The sequence below is a fragment of the Sorangium sp. So ce375 genome (genome assembly GCF_051473855.1).
GTDB lineage: Bacteria > Myxococcota_A > Polyangia > Polyangiales > Polyangiaceae > Sorangium.
In genome coordinates this window covers 9,192,389-9,210,442 of sequence record NZ_CP150335.1, presented here as the reverse complement: position 1 = coordinate 9,210,442, position 18,054 = coordinate 9,192,389, and the positions used below count along the sequence as shown (strand labels likewise).

Sequence of the window (18,054 nt, the reverse complement as noted above, 5' to 3'; positions counted from 1 at the left end):
GCGATGATTCGCGCTCTGGTCCTTGCACCTCTTGGCCTCGCCCTTCTTCTGCTCGGCTGCGACGAGCCCCGGAAGCCCGTTGCCCCGGCGGCGTCGGCCGCGCCTCTGGCGGAGAAGCCCGCCGAAGCGCCTCCTGCCGCGAGCCCGGCGGCCACGGCCAGCGCGCCGCCGAAGCGGCAAGAGGTGGTGTGTACAAAGAGCGATCCGGTGACCTTCTCTCATCCGGCGCTCGAGGCCAGGGTGCGGCAGCAGCTCCAGAAGCCCGAGGGGCCGATCAAGCGCGCCGAGCTGAAGAACATCAAGACCATGAACCTGTCCGACGCCCAGGGGCTCGACGAGCTGGATCCGTGCATCTTCCCCGAGCTCACGGGCGTCAAAGGGCTCTATCTACCGCCGGGCAAGATCGACGACCTCCGCCCGATCAAGGGCCTGCTCCGGCTGGAGTCGCTGCGCGTCTCGGCGACCCTGGTCAAGGATCTCTCGCCGCTCGCCGGCCTGGTCAAGCTCGACCGGCTCGACATCGGCCGCACGCCCGTCGCCGACCTCTCGCCGCTCGCCGGCCTCACGAGCCTCACCGAGCTCCAGCTCGACGAGACCGAGGTGACCGACGTCGCCCCGCTCGCCGGCCTGAAGAAGCTCGAGATGCTCCAGATGAAGCGGACGCGGGTGAGCGACGTGTCGCCGCTCCGGGAGCTCAAGAGCCTGAAGAACGTCTACCTCGAGGGCTCGCGCGTCGAGGACGCGAGCCCGCTCCGGTCGATCCCCGGGATCAAGATCCACGAAGGCTGAGGCGGCCGGCGCTCGCGCCGCCGCCTGCGCGCCGCGCCGAGCGCCGCCGCCGCGAGCAGCCCGAGCTGCCAGCCCGCAGCCGCGGAGCCCGCGGCGCCTGCGCCGGCCGCGCCGCACTCGCACCGCAGCTGCCCGTGAATGCCGACGTTCGCGGGGAGCGCGTCCTCCTCCGCGCCTCCGGTGGCCGGAGCGCCCCCGGCGCCGCCCTCGCCCGCGCCGCCGCCTTCGCCCGGCATCGGCGGCGCGTCGATGACGTAGAGCGGCGGCCCGGAGCCCTGCACCAGGAACGGGCGCGGCCGCAGCGCCGGCCCGAGCGGCAGCGCGGCGAGCCTCGCGGCCGGCCACACGACGGCGTCGCCCGGATCGAGCTCCCACGCGTTCGCCACCTCGGCGTCGGGCACGGCCCGCCGCTCGCCGACGTCGACGAGCCAGAGGGAGGCCGCGCCGTCGTCGCCGCGCACGAGCAGCGGCGACGACGGGAACGCGTCGCCCTCCGGCAGCGCCTGGAGCGCCGCGTCCGGCGCGCTGGCGACGTCCCAGAACCGCGAGAACCCCCAGGCGTCCAGCGCGCCGTCGCCGCCGAGCCGCCGCCTCACGCCGGAGGGAAGATCGAGCGGGCAGGCGAGGGCCCTCGGGCTCCCCTCCAGCTCGACCTGCTGGCCGCTCAGCGCGTCGACCCCGTAGGCGTGGACCGCGTGTGCGCCCCCCAGCAGGCTGAGCGGCATCGGCGCCTCGAAGCCGTGCGCGCACGAGCCGAGCGGCTCGCAGAGGTCGTCGCGGTGCAGGTCCGCGGCGAAGCTGTAGCCCTCCGCGCCCTCCTCGGTCGCGGGAACGTCGAAGTAGAGCCGCGCGTCGGCCGGCGCGCCCTCCGCGTCCGGATCGCGGGTCCAGCCCGCGATACCGCTGCAGCCCGCGGTCTCCAGCGCGCCCTCGGGGGGCTTGTTGAGCAGCGCCTGGTACGAGGCCACGAGCGACGTGTAGGGCGGCACGTAGACCACGCCGACGCCGCTCACGGACTGCCGCACGTTGAAGTGCAGGTGAATGGTCGTCGGCGTGCCCCCGAAGACGTTGGACACCCGCCCGATGCGCTCCCCCCGCGACACGTCCTGGCCGGGTGAGACCTGGACATCGGACATGTGCAGGTAGTCGTAGCGAGTCCCGTCCTCGCCGGTCAGGTACACCGAGTAGCCGCCGACGCTGGTGATGGTGCCGTCGACCACCGCGACGACCCAGTGCTTCCCCGCCTCGCACGTCGCCGGCCGGACGTCCTGCCCCTGGTGCCCTGTGCCGGCGGGGCAGAGGGGCATCACCCACGAGCGCGACTCGCAGTAGTTGTCGCGCCACGGATACGCGTAGTTGTCCGCGTCGCACTGTCCGCCGGCCGGGCCCGCGCTCCCGCCCTTGTTGTAGACTTGGGAGTTGGCGAACGCCGGGCCCTCCTCGAGCGGAAAACGCATGGAGGGCGCGTACACGACGTCGTCGACGCGCCCCTCTCCCGAGCCTGGAAGGAGCTCGCCGGCCGGCTGGTACGAGAACGGATCGGCCGCGGCGGCGCGCGGCAGGAGCGCGAGCGTGGCTGTCGCGAACAGCGATGTCAGCGCGGGGCGGGGGCGCGGCGCGATCACGGCATGTCTCCCGCGGCGCTGACCCTGGCGCCGCCCACATACACGAGCTCCGAGGCGAGCTCGACGACGAGCGCGTCCGAGGCGCAGGCCGGCGCCTCGGGCGAGGCGCACTCGACGTCGAGCGCGTACGAGACGCCGTTCTCGAGCCACGACGCGCTCCAGATACCCTCGTTCGCGGTGACGAACGCCGGCGCCCCGCGCACGGCGTGGGCCCCCCGGAACGGTGGAATGCTCGGATATTTGCGCGCGAGGCGGGTCATCGTGAGCGAGACGGTGATCGCGTCCGTCTTTGCCCAGAACGTGGTCCAGTGATCCCTGGCGACGATGACAGGCGCCGCGAGGAGCTCGCGCCGGGATGGCACGAGCACGGGGACCCGCGAGGCCCTGGCGGCGTGGGCCGCGGTCTTCGGGAGCGCGGCGAGCGCGCTCCGGTCGACCGAGGCGGCCGGCGGCCAGGTGACCGCGTTGATCACCGGGGTCACCTCGGCGACGAGCGGCTGGGCGGTCGCCGGATCGGGCGGTGTTTCGGACGGGGGCGCGGTCGGCTCGCAGGCGGCGACCGCGGCAGAGAGGAGGACAACAACAGCAGTGGACACGCCGCGCATGAGGCCTCGCGGAAGGGGACCCTCTATTCTAGTCGAAAAATTGCAGCCTGGCCCATGAGACGGCGGGGCGCGCGCACGATGTCGTCGGGATGTGAGTTGTCTTGCGCGGATCGATTCCGCAGCACGCTGCGTCAGCGCTGAACGTGGACTTCTCTGAGCACGTCCGTCAAAGCCACGTTGGAGTCCAAGCGCTGTGTCTCAGGGGCGTGTGACCTGACGAGCGATGGATCGATTTCCGGATGTTTCCGGGTGCGATCGTCACGGCGAGCTCGTCCCTCGCGCGCCGGACCCACCGCCAGCGCGTCAGAGCGTCGTCCCGCCCGCCGCCCGCGCGAGCGCCTGGTCGATCGCCCGCGGGCTGAACCCCACGAGGATCTGACCCCGCACATCGATGATCGGGATGCTGCCGCCGTGCTGGTGGCTCTTCGCGAGCTTGTCCTGCATCTCCGCGGCCGCGCCCGCGTCCTCCTCGATGTCCTTCACGACCGCGGCGATCCCCTTCGAGCGCAGGTAGTCCGCCGCCTGGTGGCACGGCTTGCACCACGAGGCGCCGTAGATGATCACCGTGACCCCCGCGAGCTGGCTCGGCGCGCCCGGCGCGCCGGCGCCCGCAGAGCCGTCGGGGCCCGGCGCCGCCGGCGGGGGCGCCGTCTTCGCGATGTGCTCGGCGCGCCGCTTTTCCAGCAGCGACTCCCACTCCCTCCGCGGCATCGTCCGGACCGCATACGTGCCGTCCGGCCGCTTCTGCGTCAGATCCGCGACGTAGAACGCGTCCCGCGTCCCCTCCGTCCGGTCCGAGAGCATGGCGCGCACGAGCGCGCGGCCCTCGGCCGGCACGTCGGCCGGGCGCAGCTCGACGTGCGTGTCGCCCTTCTCGTCGATCCACGTCAGCATCAGGTTCGCGGTGTCGTCGCGCAGCTCGATCGGCGGCAGCTCGGCGACGGCCTGCGCCGGCGTGGTGCCGTCGTCGCGCTTCTCCTTGCACGCCGGGCCGAGCGCCGCCGCGGCGAGCGCGACCAGCGCCCCCGCGACGCGGGCCCGCCGCGCGCCCCCCGCTCCCGGCGCCCCCCGCCTCATGCCTCGCCTCCCGCCGTCGCCGAGGCCCCGAGCTCCTCGCTGAGCGCCATCCACTCCGCCATCGCCGCGTCGACGCGCTTCGCGAGCGCCTGCTCCTCGCGCGCCGCCGCCGCGAGCTTCGCCCAGTCGCCGCCCGGGTCCTGCTTCAGCGCCTCGCGCATCTCCGCGAGCCGCGACTCGCCCGCCGCGATCTCCGCCTCCAGCTCCTTGAGCCGCTTGCGCTTGCGCTCCGTGGCCCGCGCCGCCGCCTTGTCGCTCTCGAACGCCCGCCGCCGCGCCGCCGCGTCGCCCGCGGCCGCGCCGTCCGGCGGCGGCATCGTCGCGCCGCTCCGCCGCACCGCCCGGCCAGAGGCCTTCGCTCCCCTGTCCGCCGCGTCCGCCCTCGGCTCCTCGCGCGGCGCCGGCGCGGCCGCCGCCTTCCGCGCGCCCTTCGCCCCCTCGCGCTCCTCGCGCGCGCGCTCCGCCGCCTCCGCCTCGGCCGCGAGCTTCTCGAGGTTGTCCCGGTAGTCGCGGAAGCCGCCGGGGTAGATGTCCACGCGCCCCTCGCGCACCGCGACGATGCGCGTCGTCACCGCCTCGAGGAACCTCCGGTCGTGCGAGACGAGCAGCACCGTGCCCTCGAAGCCAGCGAGCGCCTCCTCGAGGATCTCGGCGGCGGGGATGTCGAGGTGGTTCGTCGGCTCGTCGAGGAAGAGCAGGTTGCGCGGCTCGAGGAGCAGCTTGCCGAGCGCGAGCCGGCTCCGCTCGCCGCCGGAGAAGCCCTGCACCTTCCGGAGCGCGTCGTCCCCGTAGAAGCGGAAGCGCGACAGGTACTGGCGTGTCGCGTCGACGTTCATGTCGGCCCGCACGCTGCGGATCTCCTCGACCGCGGTCCTCGACGGGTCGAGCGAGCCGAGGTGCTGGTCGAAGTAGCCCTGGCAGAGGTTCGTGCCGCGCCGCACGTCGCCCGCGTCCTCGGGCGCGCCCGCGCCGGCGAGCAGCTTGAGCAGCGTCGATTTGCCCGTCCCGTTGGGCCCCACGATGCCGACGCGGTCGCCGCGCCGCAGGAGGAGGTCCACGCCGGAGAAGAGCGTGCGCCCGCCGCGCGAGGCGCCGAGCCCGCGCGCGTCGAGCACGATGTCCCCGCTGCGCGGCGCGGGCGCGAACCGGAACCGGACCCTCTCGGCGGTCGCCCACACGTCCTCGGGCCGGTCGATCGTCTCGAGCTTGTCGAGCATCTTGCGCCGGCTCTGCGCCTGCTTCGTCTTCTGGCCGGCGATGTTGCGCCGGATGAACTCCTCGGTCTTGGCGACGAACGCCTCCTGCCGCTCGGCGAGCTCCCGCTCCCGGGCGAGGTCCTCCTCGCGGGCGAGCGCGTAGTCGCTGTACCTGAGCGGGTAGGCGCGGAAGCTGCGCTGCCCGAGCTCGAACGTGTGCGGGCAGACGGCGTCGAGGAACGCGCGGTCGTGCGAGACGCAGAGGAGCGCGCCGCCGAGGCCCGCGAGGTGCTTCTCGAGCCAGGTGATGGTCTCGATGTCGAGGTGGTTCGTCGGCTCGTCGAGCAGCAGGAGGTCGGGCTCGATGGCGAGCACCACGCCGAGCTGCAGGCGCCCGCGCTCGCCGCCGGACAGGCTCGAGACGGGGCGGTCCATGTCGGCGGGCGAGAACCCGAGGTGGGCCGCGATGATCTCCACGCGGCGCTCGAGGTCGTCGCCGCCGGCGATGTGGTAGCGGTCGGTGAGATCGCTGAGGCGGGCGAGGTCGGCCTCGCTGCCGCTGGCGGCCGCGTGCTGCGCCGCGGTGAGGGCGTGGCGCAGCTCGAGCACCTCCGAGAAGCCGGAGAGGAAGGCGTCGAGCACCGTGCCCTGGGCCGCGAGCTCGTGCGACTGCCGGAAGTACGCGAACCGGATCCCCTTGCGGATCACGACCGAGCCCGTGTCGGGGGTGAGCTCGCGCGCGACGAGGCGGAGCAGCGTCGATTTGCCCGCGCCGTTCGGAGCGACGAGCGCGGCGCGCTGGCCTTGCTCCAGGGAGAAGGTGATGCCCTGGAAGAGCCTGTCCGCGCCGTAACCGAAGCTGAGGTCGGCGACCTGGAGGACCGTCATTGCGGCCGAGTTCTAGCATGTGTCGGGCGCGCGCAAGGGCGCTCGGGGCGCGATGCGTCGGGCGCGCGCAGGGGCGCTCCGGGCGCGGCGCCCGAGCTCGTCGTGCCAAGAGCGTGGATGGCTGTCGGCGCGGGCTGCGCAGGCGGTGAAGAGGCAGGGCGCCTCGCTCGCCCGGGCGAGCGGGGCGCCCGCGGGCTCAGTCGTCGACCATGGCGGCCTTCACGGCCGGGCGCTCCATGACACGGCCGAGCCAGCCCTTCAGGTTCTTCAGGTCCGAGGTGTCGATCTTGGTCATCGAGAGGCCCCACCCGAGCACGGACGCGAGATCGAGATCCGCCAGCGTACAGCGCTCGCCGGTGACGTACGGGCGGCCGTTGAGGCGGCCGTCGAGGATGCGCAGCAGGCCGCGCACCTCGGTCAGCGCCGCCTCGGCCTGCTTCGCGTCGTGCTGCTCCTTGGGGAACCAGTCGCTCGTGTTCTTCATGTAGCGGTACAGCGCGCTCGTGACGTTGACCTGGCCCCAGACGAGCCAGGTGAGGGCCATGAGCTGCTCGGGCGAGCCGGGGGCGGGCCACAGGCCCTTCTCGACGCCGTAGCGCTCGCCGAGGGCGATCTGGATCGCCACCGACTCGAACATCGGGGTGCCGTCGATCACGAGGGTCGGCACCTGGCCATTGGGGTTGAGGGCGAGGAACTCCGGCTTCTTCTGGTCTCCGGCGCGCAGATCGACCCGGACGGCCTCGTAGGGGACGCCGAGCTCGGCGAGCGAGATGCGGATGCGACCAGCGCTGGACTGAGGGGCGTAATAGAACTTGATCGACATGGTTGGCCTCCGGCGCCCCCTTGTAGTTGATCCGATTCACCGCCGTCACGCACATCGTGCACGGGGTCGCCAAGTTTCCTCGCGCCTCGTTGAAACCGCGGAGTTCCCGTTTTGTCATAGGTAGCAAGAAATCGACAGTATCGGGCGGCTGGGCCACGAGAGGTCACTCAGGCGCCGAACGGCGTGAAGGGCTGACAAAACCCTCATTTGTTGGCGGTTTTAGCGAGAAATTGAACAGGGAGCGGGGAGACGGGGAGATTGATGGGTTTACTCCCCGTCTCCCCGCCTCGCTGTGAATTCTCCGAAAAATTCGGGGGAATGCTTCGGAGTGAAGAGTGCAGTCGTCAGGGCAACACAATCGCTTCTTCTCTCCGGCGGTCTTCACGGCTTCACCACGCTCTCTCCGCGTGAAAAGCAGACCTCGGACGACCCCACCCGATCCCGGCGCGGTGACATCGCGCCATCTCTCCCCGGCCGCGCCTCCTCGCGATGGTGTCGTATCCTGCTGCACTGGAGCGGATCTTTCCTGTCGCGGACGAAGAGGGGAGCGCGCCTCGCGTCCGCGGCACCGTCCTTGCCCGTAGCGGGGCGCCGCGCCCCGCGCACTGGAGGCGCGCTCTGGAAGGAAAACACGATGCGCAAATCGCTTCTTCACTTTCACCTCGTTCCGATCCTCCTTGCCCTCGCCGGCGGCTGCTCCAGCGAGAGCAACCCGCAGACCGGCGGTACGCAGACCGGCGGTACGCAGACCGGCGGTACGCAGTCGGAGCAGCCGCCCTCGCCGCTCGGGCCCGAGCAGCAGGCGGAGCTCAGCGCGCTGCTCGACGAGCAGGAGTCCTCGGCGAACATGACCGCGGAGGACTTCGCCTCGAAGTACGCCGTCCCCTTCGCCTCGGGCCTGCCTTACGCGCCGGCGGACGCCGAGGGCCTCTCGCTCGTCCAGGGCTCCACGCTCGCCCTCGACCAAGACGAGCTCGCGAAGCTCTCCGCGAACGGCTTCGTCATCTCGGAGAAGAAGGCCTTCCCGACCTTCACTTACGGCTACGCGAGCATCTACGCGCTCGACCTGCCGCTCTACGTGTCCGCCGACTCCATCCTGTACGCGGTCCACCGCTCGTACGACGCGATCCTGAAGGGCGTGGAGCTCGCCGCGCTCGCGCCCGAGCTCGGGGCGATGCTCGAGGAGATGCGCGCGCGGCTCGCGGCGGGGGCCGGCGGCGAGCTCGGGGCCGAGGCGCGCGCCGACGCGGACCTCTTCACCGCCGTGGCGCTCTCGCTCCTGAACGACGCGCCCGTCGCGCCCGTCGCGGGCGCGGACGCCGCCAAGATCGACGAGCTCGTCGCGGGCGCCAAGGCCCACCAGGGCGCGGGCAACGTGCGCCTCTTCGGCTCCGAGCGGATCATGGATTTCTCGCAGTTCGAGCCCCGCGGCCACTACACAGAGCAGCCGGAGCTCCAGCGCTATTTCCGCAGCATGATGTGGCTCGGCCGCGTCGACTTCCGCTTCCTGGAGACGCAGGAGGACGGCACGCAGCTCCTCCAGCGGCGGCAGCTCGAGGGCGCGTATGTGCTGCGCGCCCTCGCCGACGAGAGCACCCTCGCCCGGTACACGCGCATCGACGATACGGTCCAGGCCTTCGTCGGCGAGAGCGACTACATGACGCTGCCCGAGCTCGACGTCCTGCTCGCGGACCTCGGCCTCGCCGGCGCCGCCGGCCTCGCCGGGCTCTCGGACGAGCAGATCATCGACGTCGTGGTGAAGAAGGGCCACGGGACGCAGCGGATCTCGAGCCACATCATGATCAACGGCCTCGGCAAGGGCACGATGCCGCTCTCGTCGAGCTTCGCGCTGCTCGGCCAGCGGTACGTCGTCGACTCGCACGTCTTCTCGAACGTGGTCTACGACCGGGTGAAGGGCGGCACCGTCAAGCGCATGATGCCGAACCCGCTCGACGTGGGCTTCGCCGCGCTCGGCAACGATCAGGCGGGCCTGTTGCTCGCGCCCGAGCTCGGGCAGTTCCCCTACGCGCCCGACCTGCACATGATGCGCGTGCTCGTCGACGCGCACCCCGGCGACTTCTGGGGCAAGAACCTTTACAATCACTGGCTCGGCGCGCTGCGGGAGCTGTCGCCGACGAAGGCGCTCGCCGACACCGCGGGGCTGCCGGGGGTGGCGAAGACCGAGGCGTGGGGCCGGCGCCTCCTGAACACCCAGCTCGCCTCGTGGGCCGAGCTGCGGCACGACACGCTGCTCTACGCCAAGCAGTCGTACACGAGCGGCGCCACGTGCGAGTTCCCGGACGCCTACGTCGACCCGTACCCGGCGTTCTACGCGCGCATCGCCGAGCTGGCGGAGCAAGGCGGGCGCGCCGTCGAGGCGCTCGATCTGTCGGGCGATTCGTTGCCGTCGCTGCTGGCGCAGCGGATCCCGGCGTACTTCGCGAAGCTGCAGAGCGTCGCGCGGACGCTCGGCGAGATGGCCGAGAACGAGCGCGCCGGGGTGCCCCTCACGGCGGAGCACCTGGATTTCATCAACCAGGCCGTCCGGATCCAGAGCGGCTGCGGCTCGGACGAGGGGTCGGAGGGCTGGTATGCCCAGCTCTTCTTCGACGTCTTCCAGACCGTGGCCGAGGACCCGACGATCGCGGACGTGCACACGCAGCCGACCGACGAGGGCGGCGCGCCGGTCGGGCGCGTGCTGCACGTGGGCACCGGCCGGCCGCGGCTCATGGTCGTCACCGCCGATCCGTGCGGCACGCCGCGCGCCTTCGTGGGGCTCGCCTCCTCGTACTTCGAGAAGATCACCGAGGACTTCGAGCGCATGACCGACGAGGAGTGGGCCAGCGAGCTCCAGCAGGCGACGCCTGACGACGTCGCCTGGATGCAGGACCTCGTCTCCCGCTGATCTCGCGTTCAGGGCTCGCGCCCGCACGATCGAGCCCTGAAGTCTGTGCCGTGCTGTGCCGGCCAACGCGCTGGTGTGTCCGTGGGATCGCGGTTGCGCGCAGCGCCGTCGAGCGCGCTGGACATGCGCCGGCGGCGCCGCGGCGAGCGACGGTGCTCGGGGCGATGACGCGGCGTTCTCCACCAGGCGAGGCTTGAAGCCGTGTGGTAGCGTCGGCGCATGGCCACGGGCACTTCGGTGCGTGACGTCTGGAACGAGCTACGCACGCGCTTCGACGTGGAAGAGTGGCAGATCCGGGACGAGTGGCGCGCGGACCGGACGGACAGCCCCGCCGGGAAGATCCTTCGGGAGCTGGATCGCCCCGCCGCGCCACGGACCTCGCCGATGTTCCTGCTGTCCGGAACGATCGGCACGGGCAAAAGCACCGAGCTGTGGAGGATCGCCGAGGAGCGGGCCCGGACGGGCGCCGAGCTCGTGGTGTTCGTCGATCTGGTCCGCCACTTCCAGAGTGCCTTTGGCTCCACCGAGGCGCTGCAGCACATCAGCTCGTGGGAAGTGTGCTTTCTCTGCGGCGTCGCGCTGATCCGCGCCGCACAGGAGGAGGGGTATCGATGGAGTCCGGACAGCGTTCGAGGGCTCGCCGATGCCTGGTCGGCGCTCGCCGGCGCGGCGCTGCCACAGGGCGCAGCGCCGCCGACCATCGATGTGTTCACCGCCGCGAAGTCCATGGTGCTCTTCGCGTCGACGGCGGTGTCGGTCGTCGCGCCCCAGGTGGGGGCGGCCGCGATGATGGTCAAATCGCTCGCCGAGCTGGCCAGCGCGGGCAAATGGTCGCTGCCGATGGCGAAGAAGGACACCCGGCGGCTCGAGGACCAGGATCCGCTCATGCAGAGCCTCGTCGACAGGGTGAACGTGCTGCTGGGCGACTTCCGGCAGTGGAGTCGCCCGGTGCTCTTCGTCATCGACGGGCTCGACCGTATCGTCAGCTTCGAGCGAGCCGAGGCGCTCTTCCTGCACTCCCAGATGCTTGCCCGCCTGCAGGCTCCGCTCGTCGTCTGCGCTCCGTTCGCGCTCAGGAACCACCTGGCCACGAGCGAGGTGCGGCGGTTCAAGCCACGTATCCTCCATAACGTGCCCGTGCTCGATCATGCCGACCCGACGCGACCGGGCCCCGGCGTGGCCTTCTTCGTCGAGCTGTTCCAGCGCCGCATCCACGACCTCGGCGCGGGCCACCTCGTCCCGCAGCCGCTCCTGGCTCGGCTCGCCTACTACTCGGGCGGTCGCGCCCGCGACTTCGTCAGGACCATTCGAATGCTCGCGGACTACGGCTACGACGATGCGGCGCCCGTGGCCACCGAGGCGATGGTCCAGGAGGTGATCACGGAGGCGCGACACCTGATCGAAGGAGGGGTCGACAAGGGGCATGTCGCGCTGCTCGAGGCTGTCGCCCGCGATCCCAAGCACGAGCTCCCGGACAGCCAGACGGCGCGGGAGCTCCTGACGTATGCCCGGCTGCTGCCTTATCCGAACGAGTCGGAATGGTTTTACCCGCACCCGCTCCTGATGATCAGCAAGGTCCGCCTGTAGCTCCGTGGGTGGAGCGGATCGCGCGGGCTTTCCGCGGGATCGATCGGGGCCTCATCGTGCTCGTCGATCACGCGACGAACGCCCGCCTCGGCGAGCTCGTCCGCGGCCTCGTCGTGGAGCACCCGGAGCTCGATGTGCTCACCGAGGCGCCGCGCGTCGAGGACGTGCCTCGCGGCGCGCTGCTCGTGCTCGCCGCGCGGGCGGTGGACGCGCTCTGGCTCAACTACACGCGCCCGATCTTCCGCGAGCGCGGGCTCAAGGTCGTGCTGTGGAGCACGGCGGAGGTGACCGCGGCCCTGGCGAAGGAAGCGCCGGACTTCTTCGACTGGACGTCGCGCCGGTTCGAGTGTCCCGGCGGCGTTCCACGGCAGGCGATCCTCGGCCTGCGGGCGGCGCTGTGCGCGCGGGCGCCCGGCGTGCGCTGGCGCGGTCCGGAGCTCGAGGCGTCGTTCGAGGCGGCGTTCCCTGGCCGTCCGCTCGTCCGCGTGCGCGCCGATCTCCCCTACGACGCCTTGATCGAGGCAGCGAGGAGCGCGGGGCGCGGCTGGAACGTGTGGTCCGAGATCTACAGCGAGCGAGACCTCTACCGGGTGCGGTGGGCGATGGCCGAGGCGGGCCGGCGAGGGCGCGTGGTGCTGGACGCGCCGCGGGTCGTCCATGACGACCTCCGCTCCCCCGTGAAGGACTACTGGCTCGTCCACGGGCAGCTGATGAATCTCCATTACGCGAGGGAGGTCCTCGGCGACGCGGGCGCGCAGGCACCCGGGCGGCTCGCCGCGCTCCTCGACCTCGAGCCGGAGGCGATCCGGCTCGCGGTCGGGCTGCTCAAGGCCGGCATGAGCAGCGCGTCGGTGGAGGAGGCGGCGCGCGAGAGCGGCGACCCTGGCGCGGCGGTTGCGCGGCTCGCCTGGGGCCAGGCCTCGTCGCTCGTTCTCAAGGAGCGATTCGAGGCCATGCCTCCGGTGCGGCGCGCGTTCGCGGCGGACCGAGAGGCGCGCAAGCGCCATGCGAGCGAGCGGGCTGCCATGCTCGCGCGGCTCCGCGAGCGCGTGAGCGCCACCCTGGATGTGACGAAGGCAGACGTCGAGCCCCTGCTGCGCGACGGCTCGGTGCCCGGGCAAGCGTGGGACGCGATGATCGCGGCGGCCCGCAGCGTTCAGGCGCACGACGTCGCGGCGTACTGGTCGGCGCGAGGCTCCGGCTCCACGGAAAGCGTGGCTCGGCGCACCTTCTTCGAGTGCATCCGGGCGGCGCAACACGCCCTCGCCGATCGCGACGTGGACGCCGCTCTCCGCGCCGTGGAGGAGATCCGGGAGGACGACACTCGCATCGAAGGCAATGACGAGTTTTACGACAAGGTTGTCTTCCGAGTTGCCCGAGCTGCGCTGGCAGCAGGCCGAGCGGGCGAAGGCGAGCGCCTGTTCGAGCACCTCATGAGCTGGCGCAAGCGAGGGGAGATGACATTCCGCCAGCTCCAAAGGTTGTTGCAGTTCGCGAAGCTCGACGCAGCGATGGTCGAGCGATGCCTTCAAGAGAGCGTGCGCACACACGCACCCGAGGAAGCGCCGTGGAAGCAAGTCGTCGTGCTCCGGGTATTGGCGGAATCCCTCGCAGCGCAGGGGCGATTCGCTGAGGCCGAGGACCAGCTCCGTCGAGCGCTCGCGCTCGAGGCGCACGTGCACCCGCTGCTCGTCGTCCGGATGCTGACGAGGCTTGCGGACGTGCTCGCCGCGCAGGGGCGCCACGCGGAAGCCGTGCCGCTCGCCAGCAAGGCTCTCGGGATCGCGCGTCGTTACCGCAGCAATATGGCTTTCCGAAATGGGGCGCTGGCGCTCTGCCGGCTCGCCGAGAGCCGCTCGGCGCTCGGCGAGCCGGACGCGCGCGAGACGGCACAGCAGGCCCTCGACGCGCTCCGCGCCGAGTTTGAGGAACTGGATGCGGTCCGGAGGGAAGTGGAGCCCCGTCTCTTGCGCATCCTCGGGCTCGACACCTGAAGCTCGGGCCGGAAGTGAGCCCGCACACCGCGCCCTGTTCCACGACAGCCTCCGGTTTGAGTTTCAACTCTCCCGGAGGCTCCGGACAGCCTCCGGTTTGGGCTTCAACTCTCCCGGCGGCTCCGGACAGCCTCCGGTTAGAGCCTCAGCTCTCGGCGGCGGCTCCGGACAGCCTCCGGTTAGAGCTTCAGCTCTCGGCGGAGGCTCCGGACAGCCTCCGGTTTGGGCTTCAGCTCTCGGCGGCGGCTCCGGACAGCCTCCGGTTTGGGCTTCAGCTCTCCCCGGCGGCTCCGAGCGCGCCTCACGCAGCCGCGGCCGCCGCCAGGAACGCCTGCGAGAGCTCCGACGGCGCCGGCAGCGCCGCGCTCGCGAGGCCCCGCCGCGCTACCGCGAGCCAGCGCATCGGGTCGGCGACCGCGCCGCTCGCGATCGCCGCGAGCAGGCGGCGGCGCATCCAGTCCTTGCGGCGGTAGAAGCTCGTGCCGTGCTCGGCCGTCGGGCGCGGGACGTAGCTCGCCAGCGAGACGTGCGTCTTCTCGTGGAGCAGGAGATCCGCCAGCGCCGTGAAGGCGACCGCGTCGTCGCGCAGGAGCACCGCGGTGAGCAGCGCCCGCACCCGCGCCGACGCGAGGTTCACGCTGATCCCGCTGCCGTCGGTGTGCGCCATCTCGTCGGGGCCGTAGAGGTCCTGGTGCACCCAGATCGGCGAGGCCGGCAGGTCCGTCGACTCGGAGATCGCCGCGTCGAGCCGCTCGATGATCGTCATGGCCGCGGCCACGGCGCGGACGCCGGGCACGTCGATCGCGATCTTGAGGAGCGCCTCGCGCGAGGTGCGGGGCATCGGGCACGGCGCTGCGCTCGGCGCCCGCGGAGGCGCCCCCGCGGCGGCCTGGAGGGGCTGCGACGCCGCGCCCTCGCTCGCGAGGCGCCGCCAGAAGGCCTGCGCGAGCGGCTCGTCGAGCGCGAGGTACACGAGCTCCCCGGGCCGCACGCCGTGCGCCTCCCGCCCCACGGCGGACTCCGGAGCGGGGGCGCCGAGCGGCCAGCGGGCGGTGCTCCGGACCTGGCTCGACGACAGCGACAGCGCGGCGTCGAGGGGGCGGAGCGCGCCGATCCGGTGCGCCTGGAGCAGCTCGCGCAGCGTCAGGTGCGCGCTCCGGTAGTGGGCCTGGCCCAGCAGCGGGGACAGCGCCGCCCCGGAGGGCCGGTGGCCGGCGTCGACCACGGCCGATCGGAAGAGGGGCGCGTCGAGCAGCCCGCTCGCGAAGCGGATGACCTGCTCGGGCGCCGCCACCGTGGGGGTGCGCGCCACCGGATCGAGCTCGTCCACCGCCTGCGCGGACGCGATCGTGATGCTCTCGCCGAGCAGCGCCGCGTGGAGGAGCCGGTCGAGGACCGAGGAGAGGCGGTGATCGACCGCGCGCAGGAGCTCGCGATCGTACAGGGCGTCGCGGAGGACGAACCGCTCGAAGGCCGCGACGAGCGCCGCCTCGACCGCCGTGGACGCGCTCGCCGCGACCGCCGAGCGGCCCTTGTTGAGCGGCACGCCGAGCGGCAGCTCCGCGACGAGGCCGAAGCCGGCCGCCGTGATCGCCCGCGCGAGCTCGCGGTGCAGCCCGAGCTCGGGGCCAGGGAAGGGATCGATCCGCGTCGCCACGGTGAGCCCCTTCTGGGTGATCGTCAGCTGCGGCTCGATGCCCTCGCCGCGGCCCACGAGCAGCTCGACCGCGCCGCAGAGCTCGCCCGAAGGCGGGAGCCGGAGCGGCACCTCCGCGCCGCGGCGGAGGCGCCCGCGCGCCGTGTTGACGAGCGCGCCGTCCACGTAGATCCGCGCGACGGCCGCGTCGACCAGCCCCACCGCCGCGGTGACCTCCGCGGCGAGCGCCGGCCGCGAGATCTGCTGCGCGAGCGACAGCCTCACCGAGGTGCCCGTCGTCGGGCGGCGCGGCGGCTCGGGGGCGCGCTCGTCGACTCGGCGCGCAGGGACGCCCGCGCGGCCGCCGTCCACGGGCGGCGCGGGGGAGGGGCGGGGCAAGGACAGGAGCGTCCACGAGAAGTCCTCGTAGGGCGGCCCCGCGCCGAGCGGCGCGACGAGCAGCCGGTGCCCGCCCGAGGACGTCGCGGTGACCACCTCGATCCACGGCGCGATCTCGAGCACGGAGAAGAAGCCGATCCCGTGCTCGCCGATCGCGTCGGGCTCGCCCGCCTTGCCGCTCCGGAAGGGCACGAGCAGGTCGGCGAGGAGCTCGGTCCGGCTCATGCCGCGGCCTTGATCGGTGACCGAGATCTCGCGCCCGTCCTCGGACGAGCGGACGTCGATGCGGGCGCCGGGAGGCGACGCGTCGAGCGCGTTCTGGAGCAGCTCGCGGAGCGGGCCGATCCGCGACGACGCTTGCGCGTAGATGGTGCGCGAGAGGATGCGCTGCGCGAGGTCGGGCACCGTGGCCTCGCCGCGGCAGGCGGCGACGAGCGCGAGGCGCTCCGCGCTGCTCGCCTGCAGGTAGGCCTCGGCGCGCCCGTGGATCCGCACGAGCAAGAGCTCCGAGAAAAGCCCGTACGAGATCTGGGTCATGGCTCGCCTCCGGACGTCCTTTCGCCGTGCCGGGGCGCCGCGAAGGCCGCCCCGTCCACGGGTTCGCCGACGATGAGATCGCGCTCGAGATCGGCCTCGCGCACCCCGGAGGCCCGGTCGAAGGCGGCCCGCAGCGCGTACCAGTCGCTCCAGCCCGAGGGCCTCCGCACCGCCGCGCTGTCGTCGCGGATGAGCAGGAGCCGACGCGTGCCGAGGCACGGCAGCGGCCCGGCCGGCCGCCGCCCCGGCGCGTCGGGGAGCGGCGGGGTGCCCGGAGCCCGGCGCGCCGCCGCCGCGCCCGCGCCGCGGTCCGGCTGGAGCCGGCTCCGGCAGAGGGCGACCATCGTCGTGTGCGGGCTCGTCGCCCGCGCGGCGAGCAGCGGCAGCCCTGCCAGGTCGATGCGGCGCCGCGCGAGGGCCGAGAGCGTCTCCGGCGCGTCGACCTCGAGCTCGTCCTCGAGGAGCTCGCGCTCGCCGGGCAGGTGGGGCTGCCACTCGCGCTCCGCCCAGAAGCTCTCCGGCACGAACAACCGCTCGGCCACGCTCGGCCCGAGGAACCCGAGCAGCGCCTCGCGCCGCTCGGGGGTCACCATGCAGCGCCCCGGGCCGAGCAGGGCGCGCGCGAGATCGAGCGCGACCTCGTCCCAGCCCGCGGACTGCAGCATGAGCGCGCTGATCTGCGCGGCCATCTCGGCGAGCCTGTCGCGCGCGCGCCGGCCCTCGCCGCTCGCCGCGGCGAGCTCGATGAGGCGCCGGTAGAACGCCGTCGCGACCGCGGTGAACTCCGGCCCGACCTTGAGCGCGTCCCGCCCCTCGGTCAGCTCCACGGCGGCCGGAAAATCGATGAGCGCGAGCTCGGCGAGGGCGAGGCAGGCGTCGACCTTGACCCCGGCGTGGAAGGTGGCCGCCGAGATGCTCGGGAGCAGCCCTCGCCCGCCGACGTGGAACCGGGCGGAGAGCGCGTCGTCGCGCTCCTCCGCGAGGCGGGGCCGCGCCTCCCGCGCCGTCGCGCTGGGGGGCTCCGGCGCGACCGCGACCCGCTCCTGGATGAGCTGCCCGCCCGAGATCAGCCGGCCGTCGTTCACGGCCGCGCCGTCGAGCAGCACGAGGGCGCGGCTCGCGGGGAAGAAGTGGAGCGCGTCGCGCAGGTAAGCGCGGACCGTGGCCGCGTCGAGCAGCGCCGAGGCGACGCGCACGCGCGTCCCGAGCAGCGGCGCGATCCGGCGCACCGAGCACATCAGGGCGGCGGTGAGCTCGGGCGACGCGCGGCCGCGGGCGTGCCCGAGCTCCTCCGCGGCGGGCGCGGGCGCGCTGCACGGGTCGCCCGCGCTGGGCCAGGCCACGACGCGGATCGCCCACCCCTCGACGCCATCGCCGGTGGTCAGGTGCATGCTGAAGCTCTCCGGATCCGAGAGCCCCAGCCCGAGCACGGAGAAAAAGCCGACCCCGAACCGGCCGAGATCGATCCCTGGCCGCTTGTCCGTCGCGAACGGGATGAGCAGCCGTGAGAGGATTGCCCGGAGCCCCATGCCGGCGCCGGCGTCGCTGACCTCGACCCGCCCGTCGGTGACGGCGATGTCGACGACCGGCTGCGGCGCGCGGGCTGCGTCGGCGGCGTTGAGCACGAGCTCGATGAGCGGCCGGAGCGGATGCCCGAACTGGCGGCAGATCTCCTCGTCGAGGATCTTGAGCAGGTAGGCGCGGTCGATGGGCGGCTCGGCGAGGTCGCGCTGCCCTGCGCACAGCGCGTCGAGCGCGGGGCGGTGCAAGCCGACGGCGACGAGCTCGTGCAGCGCCCCCAGAAAGTACAGCCCGGCGTCGCCCTGCAAAGGCGCGGCGCGTCGGCCGCCGCCCCCGTCACCCCCCGCTCCGTAGTGCGCGTGCACGCTCGACTGCTCCCCCTCACGCCCGCCCTCGACATGCCCCTGCGCGAAGTGCGCGCACCCACCGTGCGAATGCGCGCCGAGTGAGCGCCGAGTGGCGGACGAGCGAC

The 18,054-nt window shown here is 72.8% G+C and carries 11 protein-coding genes; 4 read left to right on the top strand and 7 right to left on the bottom strand.

Annotated elements, in window-relative coordinates; translation table 11 throughout:
• Nucleotides 1-3 precede the first annotated feature (3 nt).
• Nucleotides 4-789: a leucine-rich repeat domain-containing protein gene (locus tag WME90_RS34275; RefSeq protein WP_437276262.1), complete on the top strand. Its 786-nt coding sequence runs from the start codon at nucleotides 4-6 to the stop codon at nucleotides 787-789.
• Here the strand turns inward: WME90_RS34275 and WME90_RS34270 are convergent.
• The 5 genes from WME90_RS34270 to WME90_RS34250 all read right to left on the bottom strand — a co-directional run bounded on the left by WME90_RS34270 (nucleotide 714) and on the right by WME90_RS34250 (nucleotide 7,003).
• The gene (locus WME90_RS34270; protein WP_437276261.1) at nucleotides 714-2,414 is read right to left on the bottom strand and encodes a M23 family metallopeptidase; all 1,701 of its coding nucleotides are present in this window, start codon (nucleotides 2,412-2,414) and stop codon (nucleotides 714-716) included. The two genes, WME90_RS34275 and WME90_RS34270, sit on opposite strands and share 76 nt — an antisense overlap.
• Nucleotides 2,411-3,019: a hypothetical protein gene (locus WME90_RS34265; protein WP_437276260.1), complete on the bottom strand. Its 609-nt coding sequence runs from the start codon at nucleotides 3,017-3,019 to the stop codon at nucleotides 2,411-2,413. The genes WME90_RS34270 and WME90_RS34265 overlap by 4 nt, the downstream gene beginning before the upstream one ends.
• Nucleotides 3,020-3,322: 303 nt before the next feature.
• Nucleotides 3,323-4,096: a glutaredoxin domain-containing protein gene (locus WME90_RS34260; protein WP_437276259.1), complete on the bottom strand. Its 774-nt coding sequence runs from the start codon at nucleotides 4,094-4,096 to the stop codon at nucleotides 3,323-3,325.
• The gene (locus tag WME90_RS34255) at nucleotides 4,093-6,180 is read right to left on the bottom strand and encodes an ABC-F family ATP-binding cassette domain-containing protein (protein ID WP_437276258.1); all 2,088 of its coding nucleotides are present in this window, start codon (nucleotides 6,178-6,180) and stop codon (nucleotides 4,093-4,095) included. Before WME90_RS34255 ends, WME90_RS34260 begins: the two co-directional genes overlap by 4 nt.
• A gap of 196 nt (nucleotides 6,181-6,376) precedes the next feature.
• A complete protein-coding gene (locus WME90_RS34250) occupies nucleotides 6,377-7,003 on the bottom strand; it encodes a glutathione S-transferase family protein (protein ID WP_437276257.1) in 627 nt (208 codons plus the stop codon).
• Nucleotides 7,004-7,637: 634 nt separating this feature from the next.
• On the opposite strand from WME90_RS34250, the gene WME90_RS34245 reads away from it, so the two are divergent.
• The 3 genes from WME90_RS34245 (at nucleotide 7,638) to WME90_RS34235 (ending at nucleotide 13,489) form a co-directional block, all read left to right on the top strand.
• Nucleotides 7,638-9,908 (top strand): DUF3160 domain-containing protein, encoded by a 2,271-nt coding sequence (locus WME90_RS34245; RefSeq protein ID WP_437276256.1) that lies wholly within the window; start codon nucleotides 7,638-7,640, stop codon nucleotides 9,906-9,908.
• 219 nt (nucleotides 9,909-10,127) lie between these two features.
• A complete protein-coding gene (locus WME90_RS34240; protein WP_437276255.1) occupies nucleotides 10,128-11,495 on the top strand; it encodes a hypothetical protein in 1,368 nt (455 codons plus the stop codon).
• Nucleotides 11,496-11,503: 8 nt separating this feature from the next.
• On the top strand, nucleotides 11,504-13,489 hold the full coding sequence (locus WME90_RS34235; RefSeq protein WP_437276254.1) for a tetratricopeptide repeat protein: 1,986 nt from the start codon (nucleotides 11,504-11,506) through the stop codon (nucleotides 13,487-13,489).
• Nucleotides 13,490-13,790: 301 nt separating this feature from the next.
• On the opposite strand, the gene WME90_RS34230 is transcribed toward WME90_RS34235, so the two are convergent.
• On the bottom strand, nucleotides 13,791-16,061 hold the full coding sequence (locus WME90_RS34230) for an ATP-binding protein (RefSeq protein WP_437276253.1): 2,271 nt from the start codon (nucleotides 16,059-16,061) through the stop codon (nucleotides 13,791-13,793).
• Nucleotides 16,058-17,947, bottom strand: a complete 1,890-nt coding sequence (locus WME90_RS34225) for an ATP-binding protein (protein WP_437276252.1) — start codon at nucleotides 17,945-17,947, stop codon at nucleotides 16,058-16,060. Before WME90_RS34225 ends, WME90_RS34230 begins: the two co-directional genes overlap by 4 nt.
• Nucleotides 17,948-18,054 lie beyond the last annotated feature (107 nt).

Bases quoted from the DNA above. Each gene is read 5' to 3' on its own strand.
- WME90_RS34250 (WP_437276257.1), bottom strand. From the start codon at position 7,003: ATGTCGATCAAGTTCTATTACGCCCCTCAGTCCAGCGCTGGTCGCATC.
- WME90_RS34275 (WP_437276262.1), top strand. From the start codon at position 4: ATGATTCGCGCTCTGGTCCTTGCACCTCTTGGCCTCGCCCTTCTTCTG.
- WME90_RS34245 (WP_437276256.1), top strand. From the start codon at position 7,638: ATGCGCAAATCGCTTCTTCACTTTCACCTCGTTCCGATCCTCCTTGCC.
- WME90_RS34265 (WP_437276260.1), bottom strand. From the start codon at position 3,019: ATGCGCGGCGTGTCCACTGCTGTTGTTGTCCTCCTCTCTGCCGCGGTC.
- WME90_RS34230 (WP_437276253.1), bottom strand. From the start codon at position 16,061: ATGACCCAGATCTCGTACGGGCTTTTCTCGGAGCTCTTGCTCGTGCGG.
- WME90_RS34240 (WP_437276255.1), top strand. From the start codon at position 10,128: ATGGCCACGGGCACTTCGGTGCGTGACGTCTGGAACGAGCTACGCACG.
- WME90_RS34260 (WP_437276259.1), bottom strand. From the start codon at position 4,096: ATGAGGCGGGGGGCGCCGGGAGCGGGGGGCGCGCGGCGGGCCCGCGTC.
- WME90_RS34255 (WP_437276258.1), bottom strand. From the start codon at position 6,180: ATGACGGTCCTCCAGGTCGCCGACCTCAGCTTCGGTTACGGCGCGGAC.